Origin of the sequence: Streptomyces avermitilis MA-4680 = NBRC 14893 (assembly GCF_000009765.2) — a bacterium.
In the GTDB taxonomy this organism is placed as follows: domain Bacteria; phylum Actinomycetota; class Actinomycetes; order Streptomycetales; family Streptomycetaceae; genus Streptomyces; species Streptomyces avermitilis.
This window is the reverse complement of record NC_003155.5, coordinates 8,552,423-8,577,786: the sequence shown is the minus strand read 5'-3', so window position 1 is coordinate 8,577,786 and position 25,364 is coordinate 8,552,423. Positions and strand designations below refer to the sequence as shown.

General features: G+C 71.2%; 21 protein-coding genes, 1 tRNA gene and 1 pseudogene. 10 read left to right on the top strand and 13 right to left on the bottom strand.

Translation table 11 applies throughout. From position 1 onward, the window contains the following. The first annotated feature begins 111 nt into the window (after positions 1-111). Positions 112-648 (top strand): NUDIX hydrolase family protein, encoded by a 537-nt coding sequence (locus SAVERM_RS37000; RefSeq protein ID WP_107083144.1) that lies wholly within the window; start codon positions 112-114, stop codon positions 646-648. Positions 649-724: 76 nt separating this feature from the next. Here SAVERM_RS37000 and SAVERM_RS36995 read toward each other — a convergent pair. From SAVERM_RS36995 to SAVERM_RS36980, 5 genes and pseudogenes are all read right to left on the bottom strand, one after another. Beyond that, positions 725-798: transfer RNA gene (locus SAVERM_RS36995), tRNA-Pro, on the bottom strand. 285 nt (positions 799-1,083) lie between these two features. Then, on the bottom strand, positions 1,084-2,601 hold the full coding sequence (gene glpK, locus SAVERM_RS36990) for a glycerol kinase GlpK (RefSeq protein ID WP_010988596.1): 1,518 nt from the start codon (positions 2,599-2,601) through the stop codon (positions 1,084-1,086). Positions 2,602-2,625: 24 nt separating this feature from the next. Further along, a complete protein-coding gene (locus SAVERM_RS36985; RefSeq protein WP_010988595.1) occupies positions 2,626-3,471 on the bottom strand; it encodes an MIP/aquaporin family protein in 846 nt (281 codons plus the stop codon). A 122-nt stretch (positions 3,472-3,593) separates the two neighbouring features. Further along, positions 3,594-3,837 (bottom strand): annotated as a pseudogene (locus SAVERM_RS46000) (YceI family protein); the annotation flags it as partial. Positions 3,838-3,903: 66 nt separating this feature from the next. Next, positions 3,904-4,290: a winged helix-turn-helix transcriptional regulator gene (locus SAVERM_RS36980; RefSeq protein ID WP_010988594.1), complete on the bottom strand. Its 387-nt coding sequence runs from the start codon at positions 4,288-4,290 to the stop codon at positions 3,904-3,906. A 129-nt stretch (positions 4,291-4,419) separates the two neighbouring features. On the opposite strand from SAVERM_RS36980, the gene SAVERM_RS36975 reads away from it, so the two are divergent. After that, positions 4,420-5,250, top strand: a complete 831-nt coding sequence (locus SAVERM_RS36975; protein WP_037647066.1) for an alpha/beta fold hydrolase — start codon at positions 4,420-4,422, stop codon at positions 5,248-5,250. A gap of 42 nt (positions 5,251-5,292) precedes the next feature. On the opposite strand, the gene SAVERM_RS36970 is transcribed toward SAVERM_RS36975, so the two are convergent. Genes SAVERM_RS36970 through SAVERM_RS36955 form a run of 4 tightly spaced genes read right to left on the bottom strand, consistent with a single transcriptional unit; the run spans position 5,293 to position 8,035 of the window. Next, positions 5,293-6,165, bottom strand: a complete 873-nt coding sequence (locus SAVERM_RS36970) for an SDR family oxidoreductase (RefSeq protein ID WP_037647064.1) — start codon at positions 6,163-6,165, stop codon at positions 5,293-5,295. Next, on the bottom strand, positions 6,158-7,180 hold the full coding sequence (locus SAVERM_RS36965; RefSeq protein ID WP_010988591.1) for an iron-containing redox enzyme family protein: 1,023 nt from the start codon (positions 7,178-7,180) through the stop codon (positions 6,158-6,160). The genes SAVERM_RS36970 and SAVERM_RS36965 overlap by 8 nt, the downstream gene beginning before the upstream one ends. Further along, on the bottom strand, positions 7,177-7,386 hold the full coding sequence (locus tag SAVERM_RS36960) for a CDGSH iron-sulfur domain-containing protein (RefSeq protein WP_010988590.1): 210 nt from the start codon (positions 7,384-7,386) through the stop codon (positions 7,177-7,179). Before SAVERM_RS36960 ends, SAVERM_RS36965 begins: the two co-directional genes overlap by 4 nt. Further along, the gene (locus tag SAVERM_RS36955; protein WP_010988589.1) at positions 7,370-8,035 is read right to left on the bottom strand and encodes a HemK2/MTQ2 family protein methyltransferase; all 666 of its coding nucleotides are present in this window, start codon (positions 8,033-8,035) and stop codon (positions 7,370-7,372) included. The genes SAVERM_RS36960 and SAVERM_RS36955 overlap by 17 nt, the downstream gene beginning before the upstream one ends. Positions 8,036-8,232: 197 nt before the next feature. On the opposite strand from SAVERM_RS36955, the gene SAVERM_RS36950 reads away from it, so the two are divergent. Further along, a complete protein-coding gene (locus SAVERM_RS36950; RefSeq protein WP_010988588.1) occupies positions 8,233-9,243 on the top strand; it encodes a Ppx/GppA family phosphatase in 1,011 nt (336 codons plus the stop codon). Between the two features lie 363 nt (positions 9,244-9,606). Here the strand turns inward: SAVERM_RS36950 and SAVERM_RS36945 are convergent, their stop codons facing one another. After that, entirely contained in the window at positions 9,607-9,972 is a 366-nt protein-coding gene (locus SAVERM_RS36945) for a hypothetical protein (protein WP_010988587.1), read from the bottom strand. Between the two features lie 153 nt (positions 9,973-10,125). Further along, the gene (locus tag SAVERM_RS36940) at positions 10,126-11,175 is read right to left on the bottom strand and encodes a LacI family DNA-binding transcriptional regulator (protein ID WP_010988586.1); all 1,050 of its coding nucleotides are present in this window, start codon (positions 11,173-11,175) and stop codon (positions 10,126-10,128) included. Between the two features lie 97 nt (positions 11,176-11,272). Here SAVERM_RS36940 and SAVERM_RS36935 point away from each other — a divergent pair, with 97 nt between their 5' ends. The 3 genes from SAVERM_RS36935 to SAVERM_RS36925 are packed head-to-tail and all read left to right on the top strand — an operon-like array spanning position 11,273 to position 14,322. After that, a complete protein-coding gene (locus SAVERM_RS36935; RefSeq protein ID WP_010988585.1) occupies positions 11,273-12,448 on the top strand; it encodes a phytanoyl-CoA dioxygenase family protein in 1,176 nt (391 codons plus the stop codon). Between the two features lie 13 nt (positions 12,449-12,461). Beyond that, complete coding sequence (locus SAVERM_RS36930; RefSeq protein WP_010988584.1) at positions 12,462-13,283, top strand: SDR family oxidoreductase; 822 nt, start codon at positions 12,462-12,464, stop codon at positions 13,281-13,283. A gap of 31 nt (positions 13,284-13,314) precedes the next feature. After that, complete coding sequence (locus SAVERM_RS36925; protein WP_010988583.1) at positions 13,315-14,322, top strand: Gfo/Idh/MocA family protein; 1,008 nt, start codon at positions 13,315-13,317, stop codon at positions 14,320-14,322. Between the two features lie 145 nt (positions 14,323-14,467). Here SAVERM_RS36925 and SAVERM_RS36920 read toward each other — a convergent pair whose 3' ends face one another. Further along, entirely contained in the window at positions 14,468-15,841 is a 1,374-nt protein-coding gene (locus SAVERM_RS36920; RefSeq protein WP_159045183.1) for an MFS transporter, read from the bottom strand. 341 nt (positions 15,842-16,182) lie between these two features. Between SAVERM_RS36920 and SAVERM_RS36915 the strand changes: the two genes are divergently transcribed. The 4 genes from SAVERM_RS36915 to SAVERM_RS36900 all read left to right on the top strand — a co-directional run bounded on the left by SAVERM_RS36915 (position 16,183) and on the right by SAVERM_RS36900 (position 24,185). Further along, complete coding sequence (locus tag SAVERM_RS36915) at positions 16,183-17,376, top strand: cytochrome P450 (RefSeq protein ID WP_010988581.1); 1,194 nt, start codon at positions 16,183-16,185, stop codon at positions 17,374-17,376. 109 nt (positions 17,377-17,485) lie between these two features. Next, positions 17,486-18,769 carry a glycosyltransferase gene (locus tag SAVERM_RS36910; RefSeq protein ID WP_010988580.1) on the top strand — a complete coding sequence of 428 codons (1,284 nt, stop codon included), beginning with the start codon at positions 17,486-17,488 and terminating at the stop codon, positions 18,767-18,769. A 509-nt stretch (positions 18,770-19,278) separates the two neighbouring features. Next, on the top strand, positions 19,279-19,539 hold the full coding sequence (locus SAVERM_RS36905) for a hypothetical protein (protein WP_037647058.1): 261 nt from the start codon (positions 19,279-19,281) through the stop codon (positions 19,537-19,539). 92 nt (positions 19,540-19,631) lie between these two features. Next, on the top strand, positions 19,632-24,185 hold the full coding sequence (locus SAVERM_RS36900; RefSeq protein WP_010988579.1) for a type I polyketide synthase: 4,554 nt from the start codon (positions 19,632-19,634) through the stop codon (positions 24,183-24,185). A gap of 289 nt (positions 24,186-24,474) precedes the next feature. On the opposite strand, the gene SAVERM_RS43785 is transcribed toward SAVERM_RS36900, so the two are convergent. After that, positions 24,475-25,143 carry a hypothetical protein gene (locus SAVERM_RS43785; protein WP_063774021.1) on the bottom strand — a complete coding sequence of 223 codons (669 nt, stop codon included), beginning with the start codon at positions 25,141-25,143 and terminating at the stop codon, positions 24,475-24,477. Positions 25,144-25,364: the final 221 nt, after the last annotated feature.

The window sequence follows — 25,364 nt, the reverse complement described above, 5'->3', positions numbered from 1 at the left end:
CGTGCGGCGTGCGGCGTGCGGCGTGCGGCCACGATGCCGTACGACCGGCCCGGAGCGGCACGCGCGGGACGGGAGAGGGGAGTCGGGAGACCGGGAAAGTATGATCAACCAATGTCTGACATGACCGAAACCACGCCCGGCTGGCTGACTTCCGACGATCTTGAGATGGCCCGCGCACGCATGCCGATCCTCTACGTCGAGGCCGTGCCCGTGCGCGTAGACGACAGCGGTGAAGTGACCAGCATCGGACTGCTGCTGCGCATCGGACCGGAAGGAACGGTCAGCCGCGCCCTCGTCTCCGGCCGGGTGCTGCATCACGAGCGGGTCCGGGACGCCCTGCTGCGCCATCTGGAGAAGGACCTCGGGCCGGTGGCACTGCCCCGGGTCCCCGCTTCCCTGCAGCCCTTCACGGTCGCGGAGTACTTCCCGACGCAGGGGGTGACGCCGTTCCACGACCCCCGCCAGCACGCGGTCTCCCTCGCCTACATCGTCCCGGTGGCCGGCGACTGCCGCCCTCGGCAGGATGCCCTCGACCTGGTCTGGTTCAGTCCCCGGGAGGCGTCGTCGGAGCTGGTCCAGAACGAGATGCCGGGCGGCCAGGGAGTCCTCCTCAAGCAGGCCCTCGCCCATGTGGGCTGCCTGTCCTGAGCCCGCCGCCAGGCCCCGCCCCCAGGACGCGAAAAGGGCCCTCGCAGACATTCGTCTGCGAAGACCCTTCGCACCGTCGGGACGACAGGATTTGAACCTGCGACCCCTTGACCCCCAGTCAAGTGCGCTACCAAGCTGCGCCACGTCCCGGTGCGTCGCTCCCGCGGTTTCCCGCGTGATCACGCAGGTAAACCCTACCGCACGCGCCGAGGGCGGCGGACAGGCCGCTGCCGCCCCTCCCCGGGGCCCGGTCGCCTCCTCGGGCGTCCGGTCTTTCCGGCTGCGCGCACGGCCCGGACCGGGCCCCCGGAGCCGCCTCTCCCGGGCCGAGGGGCCCTACGAGCAGCCCTCCCGGGCCGAGGCCCCCGGAGTCGCGTCGGCGCGCCGCCCGGCCGTCGCCGCTCGTCGGAGCACGCCGGCCGGCGGCGTCGGCGCCTATTCCACCTTGGACCAGTCGAGCGTGCGCTCCACCGCCTTCTTCCAGCCCGCGTAGCCCTCCGCCCGCCGGTCCTCGGACCACTGGGGCTCCCAGCGCTTGGACTCCTGCCAGTGGGTGCGCAGTTCGTCGGTGTCCTGCCAGAAGCCGGTGGCCAGACCCGCCGCGTAGGCGGCGCCGAGCGCGGTGGTCTCGGCGACGACCGGGCGGCTGACCGGTACGCCGAGGATGTCGGCCTGGATCTGCATGCACAGGTCGTTGGCGGTCACGCCGCCGTCGACCTTGAGCACATCGAGGTGGACTCCGGAGTCCTGCTCCATGGCCTCGACGACGTCACGGCTCTGATAGCAGATGGCTTCCAGCGTCGCGCGGGCCAGGTGACCGTTGTCGTGGTACCGGGCGAGGCCGACGATCGCGCCGCGGGCGTCGGAGCGCCAGTACGGGGCGAACAGGCCCGAGAACGCGGGGACGAAGTAGATGCCGCCGTTGTCCTCGACGGTACGCGCCAGCGTCTCGCTCTCGGCCGCGGACTTGATGATCTTCATCTGGTCGCGCAGCCATTGCACCGCGGACCCGGTGACGGCGATGGAGCCCTCCAGGGCGTAGATGGCCGGGCTGTCGCCGAACTGGTAGGCCACGGTGGTGAGGAGTCCGTGCTGGGAGCGGACCAGTTCGGTGCCGGTGTTCAGCACCAGGAAGTTGCCCGTGCCGTAGGTGTTCTTGGCTTCGCCGGGCGCGTAGCAGACCTGTCCGACGGTGGCCGCCTGCTGGTCGCCGAGTACCCCGGCGATGGGGATGGCGGCGCGCAGCGGCCGGGAGGTACGGGTCTGGCCGTAGGCCTCCGGGTGGGAGGACGGGTTGATGGTGGGCAGCATCGATCGCGGGATGTCGAAGAGTCCCAGCAGTTCGTCGTCCCAGTCGAGGGTTTCCAGGTCCATCAGCATGGTGCGGCTGGCGTTGGTCACGTCGGTGGCGTGGATGCCGCCGTCGGGGCCGCCGGTCAGGTTCCACAGGACCCAGCAGTCCGTGTTGCCGAAGACGGCGTGCCCCTGCTCGGCTGCCTCGCGGACGCCGTCGACGTTCTCCAGGATCCACTGGATCTTGCCGCCGGAGAAGTAGGTCGCCGGCGGCAGCCCCGCCTTGCGGCGGATGACGTCGCCCTGGCCCGAGCGTTCCAGGGCCGCGGCGATGGAGTCGGTGCGGGTGTCCTGCCAGACGATGGCGTTGTAGTAGGGACGGCCGTTGCGCGGGTCCCAGACGACGGTGGTCTCCCGTTGGTTGGTGATGCCGATCGCCGCCAGGTCGTCCGGGGACAGGTTCCCGTGCCGCAGGGCGTTCTGTATCACCGAGTTGGTGCGTTCCCAGATCTCCACCGGGTCGTGCTCGACCCACCCGGAGCGCGGAAGGATCTGGGCGTGCTCCAGCTGGTGCTTCGCCACCTCGTTGCCGGCGTGGTCGAAGATCATGAATCGGGTGCTGGTGGTCCCCTGGTCCACCGCGCCGACGAAGTCCGCCATGGCGTGCCGCCTCTCTGGTGGGTGTCAGGCCTCGGGGGTCGGGACGCGTCCGGGGGGCTCCGGCTCCGCCGTCGGCAGGAACCGGCCCACGAAGAACTTGTACACGACCCCGCCGAGCAGACCGCCGATCAGCGGACCGATGATCGGCACCCAGAAGTAGAAGTTCCCGTACTGATCTCGCCATGCGCTGCCGTAGCCCGTGATGAAGCTGGCCAGCCGGGGACCGAAGTCGCGTGCCGGGTTGATCGCGTAGCCCGCGTTGGTGCCCCAGGCCATGCCGATCGCCACGACCACCAGGCCGATGATGAACGGGGCCAGGTTGGCGCCGGGGGGCGTGTTGAGCAGGTCCGTGATGGCGAGGATCAGCAGCAGGAGGATCGCGGTACCGATGACCTGGTCGCGGAACGCGCCCCACTCGTGGACCGGCAGGTTCGGGTTGCCGTTGGCGGGGAGCGTGGAGAACACGCCCTGCGTCTTGAGGGTGTGGCCGGGGTCGGCCTTCGCCAGCGCCTCGGTGTAGTTCCAGCGCACGAGGAGGGCCGCCACGAAGGCGCCGAGCGTCTGGGCCACCGCGTAGGGCGCGACCTTGCTCCACGGGAAACCCTTGAACGCGGCGAGAGTGACCGTCACCGCGGGGTTGAGATGCGCACCGCTCAGCCGCGCCGCGACATACACGCCCATGGTGACGCCGATGCCCCAGGCCCACGCGATGCTGTCGTGGTTTCCGAGGCCGCCCGGCGGGGTCGTGAGCGCTCCACCGGCGACCACCTGTGCCACCACGCCGGCGCCGAAGAGGATGAGAATCATGGTGCCGGCGAACTCAGCCGACAGCTCGCCGATCAACCCCAGCCTTTTAAGTCGTTCAGCCATGGAAGCCCGCTTCCCGCCGGCGCAGGACCGGCCGTCGTCTGCCCGAGTCCTCCGGATATCAGCATAGGACGATCAAGAGATAACCGCATTTGCCGCGATATTGCACCTTTTGGGGCCATGTTGGCCAGGGCCACGCAGCGCAACTCCTCCCCGGAGCCACCGTTCACCGTGCTCAGGTGCGTCGCGTCCAGGGCGGCCGAACGGCGCACGCCGCGCATCGTCGGCGAACGCGGCCCCGCACCATCCACTTGCCGCCACCCCGGTACGCCGAGCGTGGGACACGCGGGACCCGGTCATGTCCGGGGTGACCTGGATGCCGCCCGCCAAGGGCTCGAAGCGGCCGTGCACAGGGGCCGTGCCCACGTGGAAGCCGAGGGGCGCGGTGGCCCCGCCGAGTAGGGACATGTCCGCGGCGGGGACTCGCCCTCCTGATCAGCCGGCCGAACTCCGGGCATCCTCGAGGCGGTTGTTGCGATCGATCTCCGACATGTGCCGCTCGGCCCAGTGCCGCAGAGCGGCCAGGGGGCCCTCCAGCGACAGGCCCAGCTCGGTGAGCCGGTAGTGCACGCGCGGCGGCACCGTCGGCTCGACACGGCGGGCCACCAGACCGTCGCGGGCAAGACTCTGGAGGGTGACCGAGAGCATCTTCTGGGAGATTCCCGGCATGCGGCGCCGCAGTTCCGCGAAGCGCACCTCGTCCGGGGCCGCCTCGGCCAGCACCTTGACCGCCATCGAGGTCCACTTCGTGCCGATACGGTCGAGCAGCCGACGGGTCGGACACTGCGGATCGAAGAGGTCACCGCGGTTCGCCTTGGTCACCCGGAGCTCACCACCTGAGACGAAAGTGCCTTCTTGGAAGGACCAGGTTAGTTACCTACCGTGTGCTTGTCACCTTTGGTGACCACCCCCGTATCCCCCCCCGTATCCCCCACCTGGAGGGACCGTTCCATGACCGTGCTGCGCCGCGTGTCCGTCAACGGCGTCGAACTCAATGTGGCCCTGGCCGGAAAGGGCCCCGCCGTCCTGCTTCTGCACGGCTTCCCGCACACCTGGGAACTGTGGACCGACGTCATGGCCGGGCTGTCCGAGCGGTACCAAGTGATCGCACCGGATCTGCGCGGGTTCGGCGCGAGCACACGGGCCAAGACCGGTTACGACGCCGGCTCGCTGGCCGACGACGCCGCGGCCCTGCTGGAGACGCTGGGCGCGGGCCCGGCCGCCGTGGTGGGCATCGACGCGGGCACGCCGCCCGCCCTGCTGCTCGCGCTGCGCCGACCCGGCCTCGTGAGGCGGCTCGTGGTCATGGAGTCCCTGCTGGGCCGACTCCCCGGCGCCGAGTCCTTTCTGGCGGGCGGTGCCCCCTGGTGGTTCGGCTTCCATGCCGTACCCGGCCTCGCGGAGACCGTGCTCGAGGGCAACGAGGCGCGCTACCTCGACTGGTTCCTCGACACGGGCACCCTCGGCGACGGGGTGCGGCCCGCCGTACGGGACGCGTTCGTCCGCGCCTATACCGGACGTGAGGCCCTGCGCTGCGCGTTCTCGTACTACCGCGCCCTGCCCGTCAGCGCCACGCAGATCGAGCGGGCCTTCGACACCGCGCGGCTGACCGTCCCCACGATGGCCGTCGGCTCGCATCCCGTCGGCGCGGCGCTGGAGCGCCAGTTGCGCCCGTTCGCCGACGACCTCACCGGCCATCTCGTCGAGGACTGCGGCCACATCATCCCGTTGCACCGCCCGGACGCCCTGCTCGCCCTGCTCCACCCGTTCCTGAAGGACTGACGCCCGCGGGTGGCGCGCCTTTCGCCACGGCTCGGGACCGGCTCAGGGCAGCGGTGTGCCGCCGGTGGCGTTCAGGATCTCCGCGGTGATGAAGCTCGCCCGCGGCGAGGCCAGGAAGACATACGCGGGGGCCATCTCGGCGGGCTGCGCGGGGCGGCCGAGCGGAGCCTGCTTGCCGAACTCCGTGGTGTCCGGCATCGTCGCCGGGATCAGCGGAGTCCACACGGGGCCGGGCGCCACGGCGTTGACGCGGATGCCGTCACCGGCCACCATCTGCGCGAGCCCCTGGGTGAAGGTCACGATGGCGCCCTTGGTCATGGCGTAGTCGAGCAGATGCGGACTCGGCTTGTACGCCTGCACGGACGTCGTGTTGATGACGGAACCGCCCGCCGGAATGTGCGGGAGCGCCAGCTTGCAGAGCCAGAACATGCCGTACAGGTTGGTGCGTACGACCCGGTCGAACTGCTCGGTGGAGATGGCGCCGATGCCGTCCGGCTGGGACATCTGGTACGCGGCGTTGTTGACCAGGACGTCGATCCGCCCGAACTCCGCGACAGCGCGCTCCACCAGTCGGCGGCATGCCTCCTCCGTACGGATGTCGCAGGCCACGGCGACGGCCTTGCGGCCCGCGTCCTCGACCAGGCGGACGGTCTCGGCGGCCTCCTTCTCCTCCTCCGGGAGGTGGGTGAACATGACGTCGGCGCCCTCGCGCGCGAAGGCGAGCGCCACCGCCCGGCCGATTCCCGAGTCTCCGCCGGTCAGGAGCGTGGCACGGTCCTGGAGCAGTCCGCTTCCCTCGTACGAGTCCTCGCCGTGGTCGGGCGGCGGGTCCATGGGGCCGGTCCAGCCCGGGTGTTCCTGATCCTGCTGCGGGAAGTCGGGGCGGGGATGCTGGTCGGTGGGGTTGTCAGGCATGGGGGGCACCTTCCTCGTCGCCGGTCAACGGCACGCGCAGGGCACTGCGTCGACTCCGCCAGGCGTCCAGCAGGCGGGCGCCGAGCCGGTCTTCGAGGAAACCGGTGGCCAGGATGCCGAAGGCGACGTCGGGTTCGAGTTCGGGCTCGCTCTCCAGCAGACCGCCGATCACGTCACGGCGTACGACCTGTTCGTGGACGGCGTCCGCCTCGACGTGCTCGTCGTAGAACCGCTGGGCGGCCGGTCCCGCTCCCACCCGGCGCAGGGCGGTGGCCAGGCGTCGGGAGCCGGGTGACGAGGTCACCTCGACGGCGGCGAAGTGGCCGACCAGTGCGCCGCGCAGGGCGCGGTGCAGGCCGAACAGGGACATGAGGTTGACGGTGGCGAGCACCTCGGCGGGGGCCGCGTCGACGTAGTGTCCGTAGTCCGTCCGCAGGCCCAGGTCCGCCATCAGGTCGGCGAAGAGCCGGGCGTGGATCTGGTCCTCGCGGCCCGCGCCGAACTCGTCGTACTCGATCGCCACCATGGCGGCCTTGGCCCGGCCGTGCAGCCGCGGGATGACCCAGGCGTGCGGGTCGGCCTCCTTGAGGTGGTAGAGGGAGCGCAGGGCGGCGTACTCCTTGAACTGCCACAGTTCGCCGTCGCGCTGGAGATGGTGGCTGACGCTGGTGTCGTCCTGTCCCACGGGTTCCACCAGGAGCGCGGCCAGCACCTTCTCGACGTCGACGTCGGGCTCGAGCGGTACGTCGGAGCGCAGGGCCTCGGTGAAGCGCAGCTCCATGGCGCGGCGCAGGCCGAGCAGCCCGGGGTCCCACTCCCGTTCGTCGGACACTTCGGCGAAGCCCCGGTAGTGGAGCTCGTACAGGACGTAGAGGGCGAGTTGGAGATCGTCCCCGTACGGGTCGGCCTCCTGCACCTCGTGCGACCAGGTGGGGAGGGGAGTGCTGTAGGCCAGCGTCGAGAAGACGGACTTGGACAACTCACCTCGTGGGGTGGGGAGTTCAGGACTCCTCACGGCGTGTCCCCCTTCACCCGGCGGCGGTGGCTGGTGTCGCACCAGGGGTACGCACGGCTGCGGCGGCAGGTGCAGATCGCGACCTTGAACCGTCGCGAGGTGACGACCGTGCCGTCCTCGCAGACCACCTCGACCGGGCCCTCGACGAGCAGGGGTCCGTCCCGGTCGACGGTGACGCGGCGCGGTCGCTCAGGAGTGTTCGGCACGGATGACCACCAGTTCTTCCAGGTTCTCGTCGGTCAGCAGGCCCTGGCGGCGCAGCCACGCCCGGCGGGCACGCAGCACAGGGCCGAAGGGGACGAAGGCGCGGTCGGTGACCGAGGCGTCGAGCCCGGCGGCGGCCAGCCGGTCCAGGGTGGGCCGCGTGCCGCAGAGCGCGGAGTGCACGATCAGCAGCGCTCCCCCGGCCCGCAGCGCGGCCGGCGCCGTGTCGCAGATACGGTCGACGAACGCCCGGCCGTCGTGTCCGGCGTCCCAGGCGCGGGCCGCTCCCCGGCTCGGCAGCCGGGCCGAAGGTGACGGCACGTACGGCGGGTTGCTCACCACGAGGTCGTACGAGCGTCCCGGCACGGCCGCGGTCAGGTCACCCCGGCGGACGGTGACGCGCCGGCCGGCGAGCAGCGCGTTCAGGCGAGCGGTGAGCACGGCGCGCCGGGAGATGTCGACGGCCGTCACCCGGGCGCCGAGGCGCGCGGCGTGCACGGCGAGCGCGCCGCTTCCGGTACCGAGGTCGAGTACCTCCGTCGAGGTGTCTATGTCCTCCCGGCGCAAGGCGCGGGCCAAAAGGTCGGTGTCGTGTTGCGGTGCGTAGACGCCCGGCGGTGTCAGCAGGTAGGGCCCGGCTGGCATTCCCATCGGACACCTCCGATCTGTGGCGTATTTTCATGTTTGCTGAATGTCTGGCCCACTTGTTCCTGAGTGCCCAGAAGACAGCACTCCACACGCGTGGGATGCGTGGTGCCGGAGTGGTCTTCGTGCACGGCGGCCGGGTTCCCCGCCCTCGTCGGGGTCGATCAGGGTGTCCGGAGCGTGGGGGCGGGTACGTCCCGCGCATGCGGATGAGTGTGGTGGACGTGGGTTCGAACACGGTGCGGCTGGTGGTGGCGGACGCGGAGGGCGGCGTACCGCTGCCGGTGCACACGGCCAAGTGGAGGTTACGGCTGTCCGAAGTGGTGGGGCCCGACGGGAGGATTCCCGAGGAAGCCGTGCACAGACTCGTCGGGGCGGTCGCCGCGGCCGATGAGACGGCGCGGAAGTGGGGCGCCGCCGGACCGCTGGCCTTCGCGACGGCGGTGGTGCGCGGTGCGCCGAACCGGCTGGAGGTGCTGCGCGCCGTCCGGGCGGAGACCGGGGTGCGGCTGTGCACGCTGCCCGGGGAGGAGGAGGCCGAGCTCACCTTCCTGGGGGCCCGGCGGTGGATGGGCTGGCGCGCGGGGCCGCTCGCGCTGTTCGACATCGGGGGCGGCTCACTGGAAGTGGCCTTCGGTCGCGGGCGGCTGCCGGACTTCGTGGCCTCGCTGCCGCTCGGCGCGGGCCGGCTGACCCGGGAGTTCTTCGAGGGCGAGGATCTGCCGTCCGCCGCGATGGTCAAGGCGCTGCGCCGCAAGGTCCGGCATCAGCTGCGGGATGTGGCCGCGCGGATCCGGTGGGAGGGGCCGCGTACCGTCGTGGCGACCTCGCGGACGTTTCAGCAGCTGGGCCGGCTGTGCGGGGCGGCGCCCGGCCGTCAGGGGCCGTTCGTGGACCGGCATCTGGAGCGCCGCGAGCTGCGCGGCTGTCTCGACCGGCTGACCGCGCTGCCGGCGGCCGAGCGCTACCTGCTGCCGGGCATCTCCGCGCCGCGGGCCCGGCAGAGCCTGGCCGGGGCGATCGTGGGGCACACGGTGATGAAGACGACCGGGGTCAGCAGGGTGACCCTCTGTCCGTGGGCCATCCGGGAAGGCGTACTGCTGCGGTACATCGAGGACGGCGCCGCCTGGTGGGCGGACATCACCGACCGCGCCGCCGAACTCCCACCGACGGCAGCCCCCGTGCCACTGCGGGTGGCGGCTCCGCCTAGCTGAGGGTCCGCGGGGTTCCCCACAGGGCCCGCGGGGAGGCCGGCGGCCGCACGGTGCGGCTGCCGCTCCGCCGACCTCAGGGCCATGCGTTCCCCACAGGGCCCGCGGCGGGGCCGACGGCGACCGGTCCGGTCGGCCAAGGCGAGAAGAACCGAGGAGGCGGGGCAGAGCGGATCGCACGACGGTGCGGCGGGCGACGCCATCGCCCCGGGCAGGGGCAGGTGGCCCCAGGGGCCACCGGGCGGCGACAGCATCGTGCCGGGCAGGAGGCCACCGGGCGCGGCCGGGTCCCTGGCCGAGCCGCGGCGGCGCATCGGCTGCGCCCGTCGGCCCGTCGGGTGCGCCGCCGTCAGGAGGCCCGTCCTCTCACCCGCGCGGTTCCAGCCGCAGCTCCACCTCGACCTCCTGATCGCCGGAGACCGAGCCCACCTCGTGCACGGTGAAGACGTCCGCCAGGGCGTCCTCCAGCTCTCGTACGGCGTGCGGGCTGCCCTGGACCTCGGCCGTCACCGGACCCGAGAGGGGCACCGACGCCCCCGACGCGGGCGGGCACACGGCGGCCGTGTCGAACGTGGCCGTCCAGGCGGTCGGGGTCTCAGCAGGGCTGTCGCTGTCCTCGCGGTCACATTCGAAGCGCCTGCGCAGGGCGTCGAAGAGATGTCCGGCGTCCGTGGCGGAGCAGTCGGTGAGTACCACCTGGACTTCCGAAGCCGGCGGCGATTGCGTGTTCACGGCGCATCCTCTCCCTCGTGTCCCCCGGATCCCCCGTGTCCCCCGTATCCCTCATGGTTCCTCTCCCCTCGCGGGTACCCCGCGGTCACCGTCGAAACGGGAGCCGGCCAGCACTCTCGGCCACGGCCTCGCGGCGCACGAGCCGCAGGTGTCTCAGTCCGCGGCGGCGGGAGTCGCCTCGGCCACAGTCGGCATGTTGTACGGGGTCACCACCTGGATCGGCGACGGCAGCACGGGCCCCGCGGGCGGCAGGGCGCCATGGGCCCGCATCACGGTGCGGCAGGCCTCGCGCATGTCCTGGCGCAGGTCGTGGTGGAGCACGGCGGACAGTCGGTGTTCCCTCAGCAGCCGGGTGTTGTCGTGGTCGAGGTCGTGCGCGATGAACACCTGGCAGCGGCGGCCCGTCGCCTCGAACGCCCGCAGCGTGGCGACATTGCCGCCGCCCATCGAGTAGACCGCGCGGATCTCCGGATCGCGTTCGAGGGCGGCGACGACCAGGTCGTACTGCGTGGCGTCCAGGCCCTGCCCCTCGGCGACCTCGACCAGCGTGCGGCGCGGGTGCAGGGCCCGCATGGCGGCGCGGAAGCCCATCTCGCGCTCCTCCTCGTTACGGAAGAAGCCGCTGCTGATGCTGGTGAGCACATTGCCGGAACGGTCACCGAGCCACTGGCCCATCAGATACGCGGCCGTGGCGCCCGCGGCCCGGTCGTCGATGCCGACGTACGCGAGCCGTCCGCTGGCCGGCAGATCGGTCACCAGGGTCACCACGGGGATGCCCGCGGACACGAGCCGGCCGACCGCCGCGGTGACGTCGGGGACGTCCGGCGCCTTGAGGATCACGCCCTGGGAGCCGCGTCGGGCGATCCGATCCAGGGTCGCGACCAGCTCGGCCACCGGGCCCGTCTCACGGAAGTGGAAGCGCGACCGCATGACGGCCGGGCGCAGGGCGGGCAGCTCGGCCTCCAGCGCGGCGCGCACGGCGGTGGAGAACCGTTCGGGCGTCTGCATCACTATGTCGATCATGAAGGTGCGGCCGACCAGCCTGACCTGGGTCCGCTGCCGGTCCAGGTCGGCGATCGCCCGGTGCACCTCGCGCGCGGTGCTCTCGCGCACCCCGCCCCGGCCGTTGAGGACCCGGTCGACGGTGGCCTCGCTCAGGCCCGCCTGGCGGGCGATCTCCCGCAGCGGATAGGGGTGGCCCATGGAAGGGACTCCTTGAGGGGTTTTTGACGGGTCACTGCTGGTTGTTCGAGGGGTTCCGGCTCACAAGAATGGCAGCACCCGGCACGAAAGGACGACGATGTCCCCCACCACCGACGTACGCCCGTCCTGGCTCGCCGAGGAGGACTGCGACCTCGACGCCTTCCGTGTCCTGGTCGAGCGCACGACCGACGCGGACGACTATCCGTACGCCGACGCCGTGGAGCGCAACGTCCTCTTCTACGACAGCGACCGGCTGCGGTCCGCCGTCGCCGCCCACGAACTCCGTCACGTCCAGGCCGAGTTGGTCCGTGCCTTCAGTGAGGGGCCCGGCGTCGTCGTGTTCCGGCGCGCCTTCCCCGACCCGTCGGTCGTGGCGCGCGCCACCGCCGCCTTCGACGCGCTCATCACTGCCCAGCGGGCATCCGGCACGGTCGCCGGCGACCACTTCGCCGCACCGGGTGCGAACGACCGGGTCTGGAACGCGCTGCAGAAGCTGGCCGTCCACGCGCCGGAGGCGTTCGCCGACTACTACGCCAACGACGTCATCGCCCTTGTCTCGCAGGCGTGGCTCGGGCCCGGCTACCAGATCACCTCGCAGATCAACGTGGTCAACCCCGGCGGCGCCGCCCAGTCCGTCCACCGCGACTACCACCTGGGCCTCCTGTCCAACGCGGTGGCGGCCACGTACCCGGCGCACGTCCACCGCCTCTCCCCCGCGCTGACCCTCCAGGGCGCGGTCGCGCACTGCGCCATGCCTGTCGAGTCCGGGCCGACGATGTACCTGCCGTACTCGCAGACGTACGAGCCCGGCTATCTGGCCTGGCGACTGCCCGATTTCCAGGCGTACTTCGAGTCCCGTCACGTCCAGCTTCCGCTGGCCGAGGGCGATGCGGTGTTCTTCAACCCGGCGCTGTTCCACGCGGCCGGGACGAACCGGTCGTCGGACATCAGGCGCATGGCCAATCTTCTCCAGGTCTCGTCCGCCTTCGGGCGGGCCATGGAGACCGTCGACCGCGCGACCGTGGTGAACGCGGTCTACCCCGCGCTGCTCACCCGCAAGGCCGGGGGCGCGAGCGTGGAGTGGCTGGACACCGTCGTGGCGGCCTGCGCCGAGGGCTACCCCTTCCCCACCAACCTCGACCGCGACCCGCCCGTCGGCGGGCTGGCTCCGCCGTCGCAAGCCGACCTCGTACGGCGTGCGCTGCGCGAGGAGTGGACGGCGGACGCGCTGCGCGAGGCACTGAACGCCGGCGCCGAGCGCCGCACCAGCTGAGGAAACGAGCGACATGGGACATCTCCACGACAGCGGCAAGAGACTTCTGGACGACACGGGCGGCCTCCTCGACGGCAAGATCGTTCTGGTCAACGGGGGCAGCCAGGGCATCGGCGCCGCGGTCGCCCGGGCCGCCGCCCGCGAGGGCGCCGCGGTGACCGTCACCGGGCGGCGCCCGGAACCCGGCGAGGCGCTGGTGGGCGAGCTGCGCGCGGCCGGGTGCGAGGCGGCGTACGTGCGGGTCGACCTCGCCGACGCCGGGCAGGCGCGCGGGAGCGTGGCCCGGGTGATCGAGGCGCACGGCCGGATCGACTGTCTGGTCAACGCGGCGGGGCTCACCTCGCGCGGAACCCTGCTGGAGACGACGCCCGAGCTGTTCGACGCCCATCTGGCGATCAATCTCAAGGGCCCGTTCTTCGCCATGCAGGCCGCCGTCGCGGACATGCTGGAGCGCGAGGCGCCGGGCACCATCGTCAACATCGGCTCGAACTGCGCCCACGGCGGCCCACCCAACCTGACCGCCTATTCCACCGCCAAGGCCGGGCTCGCGGGGCTGACCCGCAACGCGGCGCACGCCCACCGCTGGGACCGTATCCGCGTCAACGCGCTGAACATCGGCTGGACGGCCACCGAGGGCGAGGACGCGACCCAGCGGGCCTTCCACGGCGCGGGCGACGACTGGCGCGAGAGGGCGGGCCGGGGGCTGCCGATGGGCAGGCTCGGCGATCCGGACGAGATCGCCGACTTCGTCGTCCTGCTCCTCTCCGACCGCAGCGGTGTCGTCACCGGATCGGTCATCGACTGGGACCAGAACGTGCTCGGCGCCCTGGACTGAACACCACCACAGCACCATCGAAAGGCAGCACATGCGTATCGGCATCATGGGTCTTGGCCGGATCGGCGCGTTCCACGCCGAGACCCTCTCGGGTCTGCCGGCGGTCACGTCCCTCGTGGTCACCGACCCCTTCACGGACGCGGCGAAGAGCGCCGCCGAGCGGTTCGGCGCCGAGGTGGCGGACTCGCCGGAGGCCGTCCTGGCCGCGGGCGTGGACGGGGTGGTGGTCGCCGCGGCGACCGACGCCCACCCGGGTCTCGTCCTGGCCGCGGTCGAGGCGGGCGTACCGGTCTTCTGCGAGAAGCCCGTCGCGCGCACCATGCGCGAAGGCGTCGCGGTGCTCGAAGCGGTCCGGGATGCCGGGGTCGAGATCCAGATCGGCTACAACCGCCGTTTCGACGCCGGGTTCGTGGCCGCGCGCGCCGCCGTCGCGAGCGGTGAACTGGGCGCACTGCACACCGTACGGTCCACCACGCTCGACCCGGCCCCGCCGCCGCCCGCGTACGTCGCCGCCTCCGGAGGCATCTTCCGCGACTGCTCGGTGCACGACTTCGACATCATCCGCTGGGTGACCGGGCGCGAGGTCGTCGAGGTGTACGCCACCGGCGGCAACCGCGGTGCCGACTACATCGCCGCCGCGGGTGACGCCGACACCACGGCCGCGGTCCTCACCCTCGACGACGGCACGCTGGCCGTCGTCTCCAACAGCCGCCACAACGCCCGGGGTCACGACGTCCGCATGGAGCTGCACGGCTTCCGGGACAGCATCGCCGTGGGCCTGGAGGACCGGCTGCCGCTGCGCTCCGTCGAGCCCGGCACCTCGTTCCCGGCCGGCACCCCGCACGACTTCTTCATGGACCGCTTCGCCGCCGCCTACCGCGCCGAACTCACCGCGTTCACCGAGGTCGTCGCCGGTCGGCGCCCCTCCCCCTGCACGGTCGCCGACGCCCTGGAGGCGGGCTGGATCGCCGAGGCGTGCACGCTGTCGCTGCACTCGCATCGGCCGGTGACGGTCGAGGAGGTGCGGCGGCAGTCGTAAGGTGCGGGCAGCCTGTGGCTGATCGCGCGCTTTCCCGCGCCCCTACGGGCGCTCCTCGGCGGCCGTCCCTCAAGGGCGGCCGTCAGTGGTTCCAGGACTGACCCAACGCCTGGGTGCCGCACCCCCCGTCTCACCGTCCCCGTCCTCAGTCGGACGCCGGTTCCGAGGCCTTGCCCATGAGCTGCACCAGCACCACGACCAGCAGGTCGAACGCCACCAGCACCGCCAGGCAGACGCTGAAGGCATGCGACGTCGCGGGGGCTTGTGTGTGGTCGCCGACCATCCGGAAGAAGATGCTGCCGATCAGCGCCGTGCCCACGGTCGCGCCGATCTCCTGAGCGGTGGTGAGTACACCCGAGGCGGCGGCCGCATGGTCCGCGGTGATGGGGGCGAGCACCATCGAGGACAGGGGCGCCATGGTCAGCCCCATCCCCAGACCGGCCACCAGCAACGGTCCCGCGAGCCACTCGACCCGCCCGCCGACGCCGATCCCCGAGACCAGAACAGCCAGCGTGCCGTAGCCGACGACGACGAGCAGCGCGCCGACCGCCGGAGCCTGCCGCCCCAGTCGCCCGACCAGGCGGCCGGCCAGTGCCGTCGCCGCGAAGAAGCCGGCACCCAGCGGCAGGTACAGCAGACCGGAACCCAACGGGGACATGCCGCGCCCCTGCTGGAGATACAGGGAGAGCACCAGGAAGCACGCGCCCATCGTGGCGTAGTAGAACATCATGGCGAACAGTCCGACGGAGAACGCCCGCGAGCGGAACAGAGTGGTGTTCACCAGCGGCGCCCCACCCCGGACCGTGCCGCGGTGCTGCTGCACCGCGAAGACGGCCAGCACCGGCACCGCCGCGATCAGGCACAGCACCGACCACAGCGGCCATCCGAGCTCCCGCCCCTCGGTCAACGGCAGCACGACCGCCACAAGTCCGAGCATCACCAGGAGCATGCCGATCACGTCCAGCCTGGTCCGCCCGCCCCCACGGGACTCGGGAACCAGCCTCGGCACCAGCGCCACGGCGACCAGCCCGACCGGAACGTTGACCAGGAAGATCGCGCGCCAGCCCAGCCCGCCCGGGTCCAGCGCGATCAGAGATCCGCCGATCAGCTGTCCGAACACCGCGGCCAGACCGATCGCCAGACCGTAGACGTTGAACGCCACCGCGCGGGCCCTGCCCTGGTACATGGCGCCCAGCAGGGCCAGTACCTGCGGAGTGACGAGGGAGGCCGCGATGCCCTGGAACACCCGCGCCGCCACGAGTTGGGCGGGGCTCTGCGCCAGCCCGGCACAGGCGGAGGCGGCTGTGAACAACGCCAGGCCGGTCACGAACAACCGCCGCCGGCCGTACAGGTCCCCCATCCGGCCCGAAGTGATCATCAAGGTGGCCAGCGGAAGGCCGTAACCGGCCAGGACGAACTGAACCGCGACCGAGCTCGCGTGCAGACTCTGCTGAATGTCGGGCACCGCGACGTTCACGATGAAGAAATCCAGCACGGTGATGAATGTGCCGAGCGACACGAGAATGAGCGGGCTCCATCGCGGCGGCGGTTCCGCGACAGTCGCGGCAGGTGCCCCGGCGAGCTCCGACTCGGATAACTCCTCGGTAGTCATGGATAGCCCTCCGTTGGGTTTGTCCGCACGCACAGCCGACGCGTCGGCCCCATGGATTCTTGCCCAAGTAAGCAGTCCTGTCCATTGCGTTGGACGCATTTTCGGACCCGTTCCGGAATCTGACGCACCACGTCCACGCCATGTCAGCGCCGTGTCAGCCCAGTTACGCAGAATAGTTTGTATCCAGATTCAACTTCTGATGCCGAGCACCGCGCCATCCGCGTAATTGCGAGACTAGAAGGGGGATCATGACCCAGACCGCTGCGGTTACCACCGCATGGCCGCTGCACCGCACCTGTCCGATGTCCCAACCACCCGCCCTCGCCGCGTTCCGCGACGGCCCGCCCCGCCAGGTACTACTCCGCGGCGACCAGCCCGCCTGGCTCATCACCCGCTACGCGGACGTACGCCAGGCACTCGCCGACCCGCGCCTGAGCGTCAACGACCAGCACCCCAACTGGCCGAACCGACTGCTGTTTCCCGTGCCGCCGCGGGCCGTGTCGTTCTGGCGGATGGACCCGCCGGAACACGGGGCCTACCGCAAGATGGTCGCGGCGGAGTTCATCGCCCACCGCACGCAGGCCCTTCGCCCACTCCTTCAGTCGATAACCGACGAGTTACTCGACGAGATGGCCGCGATGCCCAAGCCGGTCGATTTCCATTCGGTGTTCGCCCTGCCACTTCCCTGTATCGCGATCGCCCGTATCTTCGGAGTGCCGGACGAAGACATGAGCGAATTCAAGGAAAATACCAGCGCCCTGCTCAACCAGAAGGAACCGGAAAAGGCCGTCCAGGCGTTTCTCGCCACCACCGCCTACCTCGACGGGTTGGCGCGGGCCAAGGAACGGGAGCCGAAAGACGACCTGTTGAGCCGGTTGGTGGTGAATTTCGTCCGCCCCGGGCAGCTGTCCCACGACGACCTGGTGGCCATGGTCCGGCTGATGCTCGTCGCCGGGCACGAGACGACGGCGAACCAGATCGCCCTCAGCATCTTCACCCTGCTCGACAGACCCGGGGTACTCGCCGAACTCCGCGCCGACCCGCGCCTGCTCACTCCCGTGGTCGACGAACTGCTGCGGTACTGGTCCATAGCCCAGGATAACGTTGTCAGAACGGCCACCGAGGACCTGTCCGTCGGGGACGCCCGCATCGCGGCCGGCGACGCCGTCGTCATCTCTGTCCCGGGCGCCAATCACGACGAGGCCGTCTTCCCCGACGCGGCGGACTTCGACATCCACCGGGACAACAGCCGCCATCTGGCCTTTGGGCACGGACCCCACTTCTGCCCCGGCGGACCGCTGGCCCGGACCGAGCTGGAGATCGCCATCACCAGCGTGTTCCGCCGCTTCCCCGACCTGCGTCTGGCCATCGGACGCGACCAGGTCCCGGTCCACACCGACACGCTCGTGTACGGCCTGGAGTGCCTGCCGGTGACCTGGTAGCGCGAGGCCGAGCACCGTTCATCCCCCAACCCGAAGTGAGGTCCGAGATGAAGCAGCCGACAACCCGCAGCGGCGGCACGGCCGGGTCCGACAGGGCGGAGGTGCCGGCGTGAAGGTAAGTGTGTCGACGGCCGGCAGCCGCGGTGACTTCGAACCGTATGTCGCGCTCACCCAGGCGCTGATCAGCGCTGGGCACGAGGTCACCTTCGCCGCCCCTCGCGACGCGCGCCGCCTGGTGGCCGGGACGGACGCCAAGTTCATCGAGATGGACCTGGAAGTACGCGAGGTACTGCGGTCCGAGGAGGGCCAGCAGTGGCTGGCCGCCGGCAATGTGGAGGCGTATCTCGGGGGCATCACGAAGATGCTGTCGGACGCCCGGCACACCATCGGCACGTCGGTGCTGGCCGCGGCCGACGGCGCCGACATCCTGGTGACCGGCGTCAACACCGAGGACTACGCGCTGGCAGTCTCCCAGGCCCGCGGAACGCCCATCGTCCTCGGCCATCTGACGCCGTGGTTGCTGACCGACGAGTTCCCTCAGCCGCTGACTCCGCAGGTCGTACCGGCCGACCAGTCCGCCGAGCAGTACAACCTGGGGACCCACCAGGTGGCCGAAGACGTGTACTGGCAGGGCAAGCGGGACGACATCAACGAGTTCCGAGGGTCGCTCGGCCTGCCACCGGCCCCCAGCGCCGCACTGACCTGGACCGTCGAACTCGGTCTGCCGACGCTCCAGGCGTTCAGCGAGGAGGTGGTCCCCCGACCGCACGACTGGGGGCCGCGGAACGTCATGACCGGATTCTGGCGGCTCCAGTCCGAGGTGCGCCGCCGTGTGGGGGAGGCCGAGATACCCGAGTGGCTGGCCGGCTGGCTCGCCATCGGGCCTCCCCCGGTGTTCCTGGGATTCGGCAGCATGCCGGTGCTGGATCCGCCGAAGCTCCTCGACCTGATCGTGCGCGCCGCGGAGCGAACCGGGCTGCGTCTGCTGGTCGGAGCGGGCTGGTCCGACCTGTCGGGGCTGACCGGCGAACTGCCGGACACCGTGCGCCTGATCGGTGCCATCGACCACGACTGGCTGTTCCCGCGGTGCCGGGCGGTGGTGCACCACGGAGGCGCGGGCACCACCGCCGCGGGCCTGACGGCCGGCCTGCCCACCTGGATCTACACCGTCTTCAGCGACCAGCCGTTCTGGGGTGACCGGGTCGCCCGGCTCGGTGCCGGCGGCTACAGCAACTTCCTGGAGTTCGACCTGGATCACCTCACCGGCGTGCTCGGTCAGCTGGTCGGCGAGGACGTACGGCGGCGGGCGGCCGCGATCGGCGAGCGGCTGCGAGCCGAGGACGGAGTGAGCGCGGCCGTCCGGCTGATCGGTGAGATCGCCGGCCGACACTGACCGGTACCGACTGGTCCTGATCGGTACTGAGTTGGGTGAACGGTACCGACCGGCGGCAGTTCAGCGGCACCGGTGCCGCTGAACTGCCGCGCACGGCCGGTTGCCCCGCCGGCGGTCTCCTCGATCCGCCGTCCCCGGGCCGTTGACCCGCCCCGACGCTCTTCCCTTCCCGGTACGCGGTGCGCGGCACGCCCATCCGCCGTGCGCGGTGCGCCGTCGCCCGTCCGCCGTCCCCCTCATCGGGGCCGCGACAGCCATGCGGGCGGCCGCGCGTGCCGTACCGGCGGGTGGCCGTCACCGGACCGCGGCCCGGTGTGCGCCGGAGCCGCCACGCCCTCGGACAGAGCCTCTCCCGGGCCGCGGAACGCCAGGACGCGCCGCCCGCAGGGCGGGACGCGCGCGGCACCCGCAGGGTCAGTGCAATGTCAGGCCCGGATCAGTCCGCAGTGCTCGTATGGACCCACGCCCCCGTGCCGGCCGGACAGTCCGCAAGTGTTGGAGGCCACCCCGTGACTGAGCAGCACACACCGACCCCCGACGTCCGCGGACTGCTGTCGGTGCCCTGGCCCGCACACCGCGACACCCCGCGGGCCGTGGTGGCGGCCCCGTCCAGGGTCGGCCCGCAGTCGGAGGACCACGAGGAACTCCCACCGGACCGCACCTGCTTCGACCCGCATCCGAACTCCCCGCGGCTGACCGGGACAGAGCGACCCCCGGAGCGTCCGACGGGCGCACTGCGCCGGAAAACGGCTCGCTGGAAGACGACCTGACCGGCGACGCCCTCGAGGACCTGTACCGGTCCTGAGACCGACCGCAGCCACAAGGCGGGCAGCTCCGCCATCGCCCAAGGAAGGGAACACCCGTGCCCGACAGCTCCGTGCCCGTCGAAGAACGCCTCCGCTCCGCCCTCGACACCGTCGAGGAGCAGCAGCAGACCATCAGCAAGCTCCTGCGGGAGAAGCACGAGCCCATCGCCGTGGTGGGCATCGGACTGCGCTTCCCGGGTGGCAGCAACACACCTGACGAGTTCGCCGAGTTCCTCCGCGAGGGAAGGTCGGGCATCGGCCCCTTCCCGACGGACCGCTTCGACACCGACACCTACGTGGCGGACGGCAGCGGGGAGGACGACGAACCGGGCCGCATCCGCACCATAGGTGGCGGCTTCCTCGACCGGATAGACCAGTTCGACGCGCCGTTCTTCAACATCTCGCCCAAAGAGGCGCAGTACATGGACCCCCAGCAGCGCCTGCTGCTGGAAACGGCCTGGGAAGCCCTGGAGCACGCCAACATCGACCCGACCCCGCTGCGCCGCGCCAACGGAGGGGTCTACATCGGGGCCAGCTCCATCGACTACGCCCTGGAACTGGACTCCCTCCCGTACGAGGAGCTCGACGGCCACCTGGCCTCCGGAATCACCTTCTTCCCGCTCTCGGGGCGGCTGTCGTACTTCCTCGGCTGGCGCGGACCGTGCATGAGCCTGGACACCGCCTGCGCCTCCTCGCTCACCGCGCTGCACTCCGCGGCCGAGGGGCTGCGCCGAGGTGAGTGCGACATCGCGCTGGCCGGCGCGGTCAACGCCCTGCACCACCCCCGCATCCCGGTGATCTTCTCGGCCGCCAACATGCTCGCGCCCGACGCCCAGTGCAAGACCTTCGACGAGTCGGCGGACGGCTACGTACGCGCCGAGGGATGCGCCGTCGCGGTGCTCAAGCGGCTCTCGGACGCCCAGCGGGACGGCGACACCGTCCTCGGCCTCATCCGGGGCTCCGCGGTGGGCCAGGACGGGGACAGCGCCGGGCTGACCGTGCCCAACGGGCCCGCCCAGGAAGCGGTCATGCGGGCGGCCATCCAGCGGGCGTCGCTCCAGCCGAGCGACATCCAGTACGTCGAGGCGCACGGAACCGGCACCCCGCTCGGAGACCCCATCGAGATGGGCGCCATCAGCGATGTCTTCGCCACGTCGCACGACAAGGAACGCCCGCTGACGGTCGGCTCGGTCAAGACGAACCTCGGGCACATGGAACCGGTCGCCGGCCTCGTGGGCGTCATCAAGACGCTGCTCCAGATGCGCGAGCAGACCATCTTCCCGCACCTGAACTTCACCACCCCCTCCGGCCGCATCCCGTGGGACAGCTACCCCGTCACCGTCCCCACCGAGAACCGGCCCTGGAAGGCCGACACCCGGCGGGCCGTGGTGAACAGCTTCGGCTTCGGGGGCACCATCGCCGCCGTCGTCCTCGAAGAGCCCCCGGTGCCCGAGCAGCCGGCCACCGCCCCGGCCGCCGTCCAGGCGGACCGCACGGACAGCGCCTCGGCGGTCGAGCAGCACGTGTTCACGGTGTCCGCCAAGAACCACCGCTCGCTGAAGCAGCTCATCGAGCGGTACCAGCGACACCTGGACGACTCCCCCTCCACCGACCTGGGCAGTCTGTGCTACACGGGCAACGTGGGCCGCGCGCACCACCCCCTGCGGCTGGCGGGTGTCGTCGGCGGCCGGGAGGACCTGGACGCACTGCTCAAGAAGGGTCTCGGCCAGATCGAGAAACGGTCCATCGCCGCGGAGCGGGCCCGCAAGACCGCCTTCCTCTTCACCGGCCAGGGCTCGCAGCATGCCGGGATGGGACGACCGCTGTACGAACGCTTCGTCGTCTTCCGCGAGCATCTTGACGAGTGCGACCGGCTGTTCGCCCCGCTCCTGGGCCGCTCCATCCGAGCGCTGGTGCTCGGCGAGGACGACGATCCGGACGCCATCCACCAGACCCGTTTCACCCAGCCCGCGTTGTTCTCGCTGGAGTACTCCCTGGCGCAGCTGTGGTTGTCGTGGGGCGCGCGTCCGAGCGTGCTGATCGGCCACAGCATCGGTGAGGTCGTCGCCGCGGCCGTCGCGGGGCTGTTCAGCCTCGAGGACGCGGTGACGCTGGTGGCCGCTCGCGCCCGTCTGATGCAGTCCGTGTCCGCCCCGGGTGGGATGGCCGCGGTGCCGGAGGCCGCCGAACAGGTCGCCCCGTTGCTCGAGTCGTACCCGGACCTCACCATGGCCGCCGTCAACTCGCCCCGTCAGTGCGTGATATCCGGCGGAACGGACTCGCTGGCCGAGGTGAGCGAAACGCTCCGAGGCCGCGGCCTGGACGTCAAACAGCTGAGGGTGTCGCACGCCTTCCACTCCCCGCTCATGGCAGAGGTGCTCGACGAGTTCCGCGAGGCCTTGAAGGACATCACGTTCCGGCAGCCCCAGCTCACCCTGGTCTCCAACATCACCGGCAAGGTCGCCCGGGTCGCCGAGATCTCGAAGCCGGAGTACTGGGTCCGCCACATCGTGGAGCCGGTGAACTTCGAGGCGGGGATGCGGGCCATCGAACGGCGGGGCAGGCACGTCTTCGTGGAGATCGGGCCGTCCATCGCGCTGACCGGTCTGGCACGGAGTTGCGTCGACGCCGGGGAGCACCGCTGGCTCAACAGCCTGCACCCGAAGGAGAAGCAGGGGCTCACCATCCTCCAGGCGGTGGCCAAGCTGTACTCCGCCGGAGTGCGGGTGGACTGGAACGGCTTCCACGACGGTCGTCCGGGCCGACGCGTGGACCTGCCGCTGTACGCCTTCGACCGCAAGCGTTACTGGCTGCCGAACGGCACCGGTCCCAGCGCACAGGACGAGGCGGCCGGTCCCCGGTCGGCGTTCCTGCACGAACCGCGTTGGGTCGAGCAGCCCCCGACGGCCCGGACGGTGGCGGGCCCCCGGCACGTTCTGGTGGTGAACCGCGCCGCCCAGGACGTCACCGGGCTCGTGGAACAGGCCGCCGGACAGGACGTACGGCTGTCCTTCGCGGCGGACCCCGAGCAGGCACTGGACGTGGTGCGCGCGGGTGAGCCGACGGACGTGTGCTGGTTCTGGCAGTCGGACGACGGCCCGGTGAGTGCCGAGTCCCTCCGGGCGGAGTGCGAGCACAACTACCGCGATCTGCTCACGCTGCTCGGCCTGTTGGAGCAGGAGGAAGGCGGCCTGGCCAGGCGTCTGTGGCTGGTCACCGAAGCGGCCCAAGTCCTGCCGGGTGACGAGCCGGGCAGCGGCGCACACCTCGCGGCCGCCACTCTCTGGGGCTTCGGCCATGTGCTGCTGAACGAGTACCCGTCGTACCGGGTCACCCTGGTGGACCTGCCGGCGGGCGGTGGCCGCACTGCCGAGGAGATGCTGCTCGGGGAGTGGCTGGCCGCCGACACCGGCGAGTTCCAGGTGGCCTACCGCGACCGGACCGGCCGCCACGTCCACAGGCTGCTGCCCAGCGCCTTCGACTCCCCTGAGCAGCCCGCCGAACCCGGCACCGCACCCGTACGCCCCGACCGGAACTATCTGATCACCGGTGGTCTCGGCGCGCTCGGTCTGCTCACCGCCCACCGCCTGGTGGACGAGGGTGCCCGGTATCTGACGCTGGTCAGCCGGCGGGCGGAGCCGGCCGCGGACGCCGCCGGGCTGTGGGAGCGGCTGCGGGACAGGGCCGAGGTGACGGTCCTGCGCGGCGACGTCGGCGACAGCGGCGACGTCCACCGGATCGTCGAGTCGCTGCACGCGGCGCCGCAGCCGCTCGGCGGCATCGTGCACACGGCCGGTGGCCTGGACGACGCCCCGGTCGCCGCACAGACGTGGGAGAGCATCGACGCGCTGTTCTCGGCGAAGGTGTACGGAAGCTGGATGCTGCACGAGGCCGCTCAGGGCTTCGACGAGCTGGACTTCTTCGTCGCCTACTCCTCCGCCGCGGCGGTGGTCGGCGGGGCGTCGCAGTCCAACTACGCGGCTGCCAACGCGTATCTGGACCAGTTGCTGCACTGGCGGGCCGCGCAGAACCTGCCCGCCCTGGGCGTCAACTGGGGGCCGTGGTCCGAGGCCGGTATGTCGGCCCGCCTGAACGCACGGCACATCGAGGCGCTGGAACGCGAGGGCATCGTCTTCATTCCACCGCGGCAGGCCCTGGACACCATGGTCTCCCTGCTCGGGGAGCCGGTGACGCAGGTGCTGGCCGGCGAGTGCGACTGGGACCGCTTCTCCGCCGCCAAGCCGGTGGTCAACGCCTTCTACCAGGAGCTGGTCGGCGCCGACGGGACCTCCTCGCGGACCCTCGACCTCGATGCGCTGCTGGCGTCCCCGGACGGAGAACGCGTCGAGAAGATCACCGACTTCATCCGGCACCGGGTCGCCGACGTGCTGCACATCGACGACGCCGACGACATCAGTCCGTACACCGAGTTCGTGCAACTGGGCCTGGACTCCCTGGTGGCGGTGGAACTGAAGAACGCCCTGGAAGCGGCCTTCCGGATCCCGTTGCCCCTCACGATGGCCTTCGACTACCCGAGCGCCGCGGTGCTCGGCGAGTTCATCGGCAAGCGTCTGGAACAGGCACGGCCCACGGCGCCGGCTGGATCATGACCGAGGCCGCTCCTCGGACGCTCACCGCGGCCCCGGCCCGCCACGCCGGACGCCGCGGTGAGCACCCGGCCGCCCTCTGAACGGTCCGCTCCGCGCAGGTCCACGGCCCCGGCACACGTCTCGCGTGGCGGGGCCGTTCCCAGGGCGTCTGCCCCTGGGAAGCGCGCATCCGGCGGAGGAGAGAGGAGAGACAGAGACCGCGCCGGAGTGGTCCGAGCCGCGTTTTCGGCCTCCACGCGTGCGTGCCGTTCCTGTCGGACCTCCACGCGCGCGTGGCGTTCGTTTCGGCTCACTTCAGCGGCGCGGTGAACTTGCGGTCCCCACCACCGACGTCCGCGGTCAGGCTGCACGCGACCTTGTCGATGCCGAGCTTGTATCCCGCCGTGTCCGGATACTGCACGAGCGTGCCACGCACGGTACCGGCGGCGTGCTGGGCCTCCGTGCGCGCCAGCGACGCCTCGCACAGGCCCGCCGCCGCCTTCTTCAGCGCGGCGTCGGTCGCGTAACCGCCCTTCAACTCCGTCACTTTCACGACTTCCGCGTCGTGCGGCGTGCGGCAGGAGCGCTTGGCGGCCTGGCCGGGCCGGCTGACGCTGGTGTCGAAGCAGTCGCCCTTCTTCAGCATGTAGTACGGCACTTCGTCGCCCGCCGGGGCCGCGAAGAGCGACTCGAGGCCGCTCGGCAACTCACTCGGGAAGTCGCTGGGAAAGTCGCTGGGAAGGCCACTGGGGAAGCCGCTGGGCAGTTTCGAGGGGAACCCGGAGGGCAGTTCCGTGGGAATCTCGCTGGGAATCGCGGACGGGATGCTCAGCGACGGCGTGGGCGAGCGGCCCGTGCCCTTGCTGCTCTCGGCGGGTGACTTCTTGTCGGTCGAGCCGTCACCCCTGCCATTGGCCATCAGCACCACGGCGGTCACGGCTCCCAAGGTCACGACCACGGCGAGCACGATGAAGAGCACGTTGCGGCGGCGCCCCGGACCGCCGGGCGGTCCCGAGGGCGGCGGCGGCCATCCTCCGCCCCCGCCCTGTCCGGGTGGCCATCCTTCTCCCCCGCCCTGCCCGGGTGGCCATCCTTCTCCCCCGCCCTGTCCGGGTGGCCATCCTTCTCCCCCGCCCTGCCCCGACGACCAGTTCCCGCCGCCCTGCGGCGGACCGTATCCGCTGGAGACGTACCCCCCGG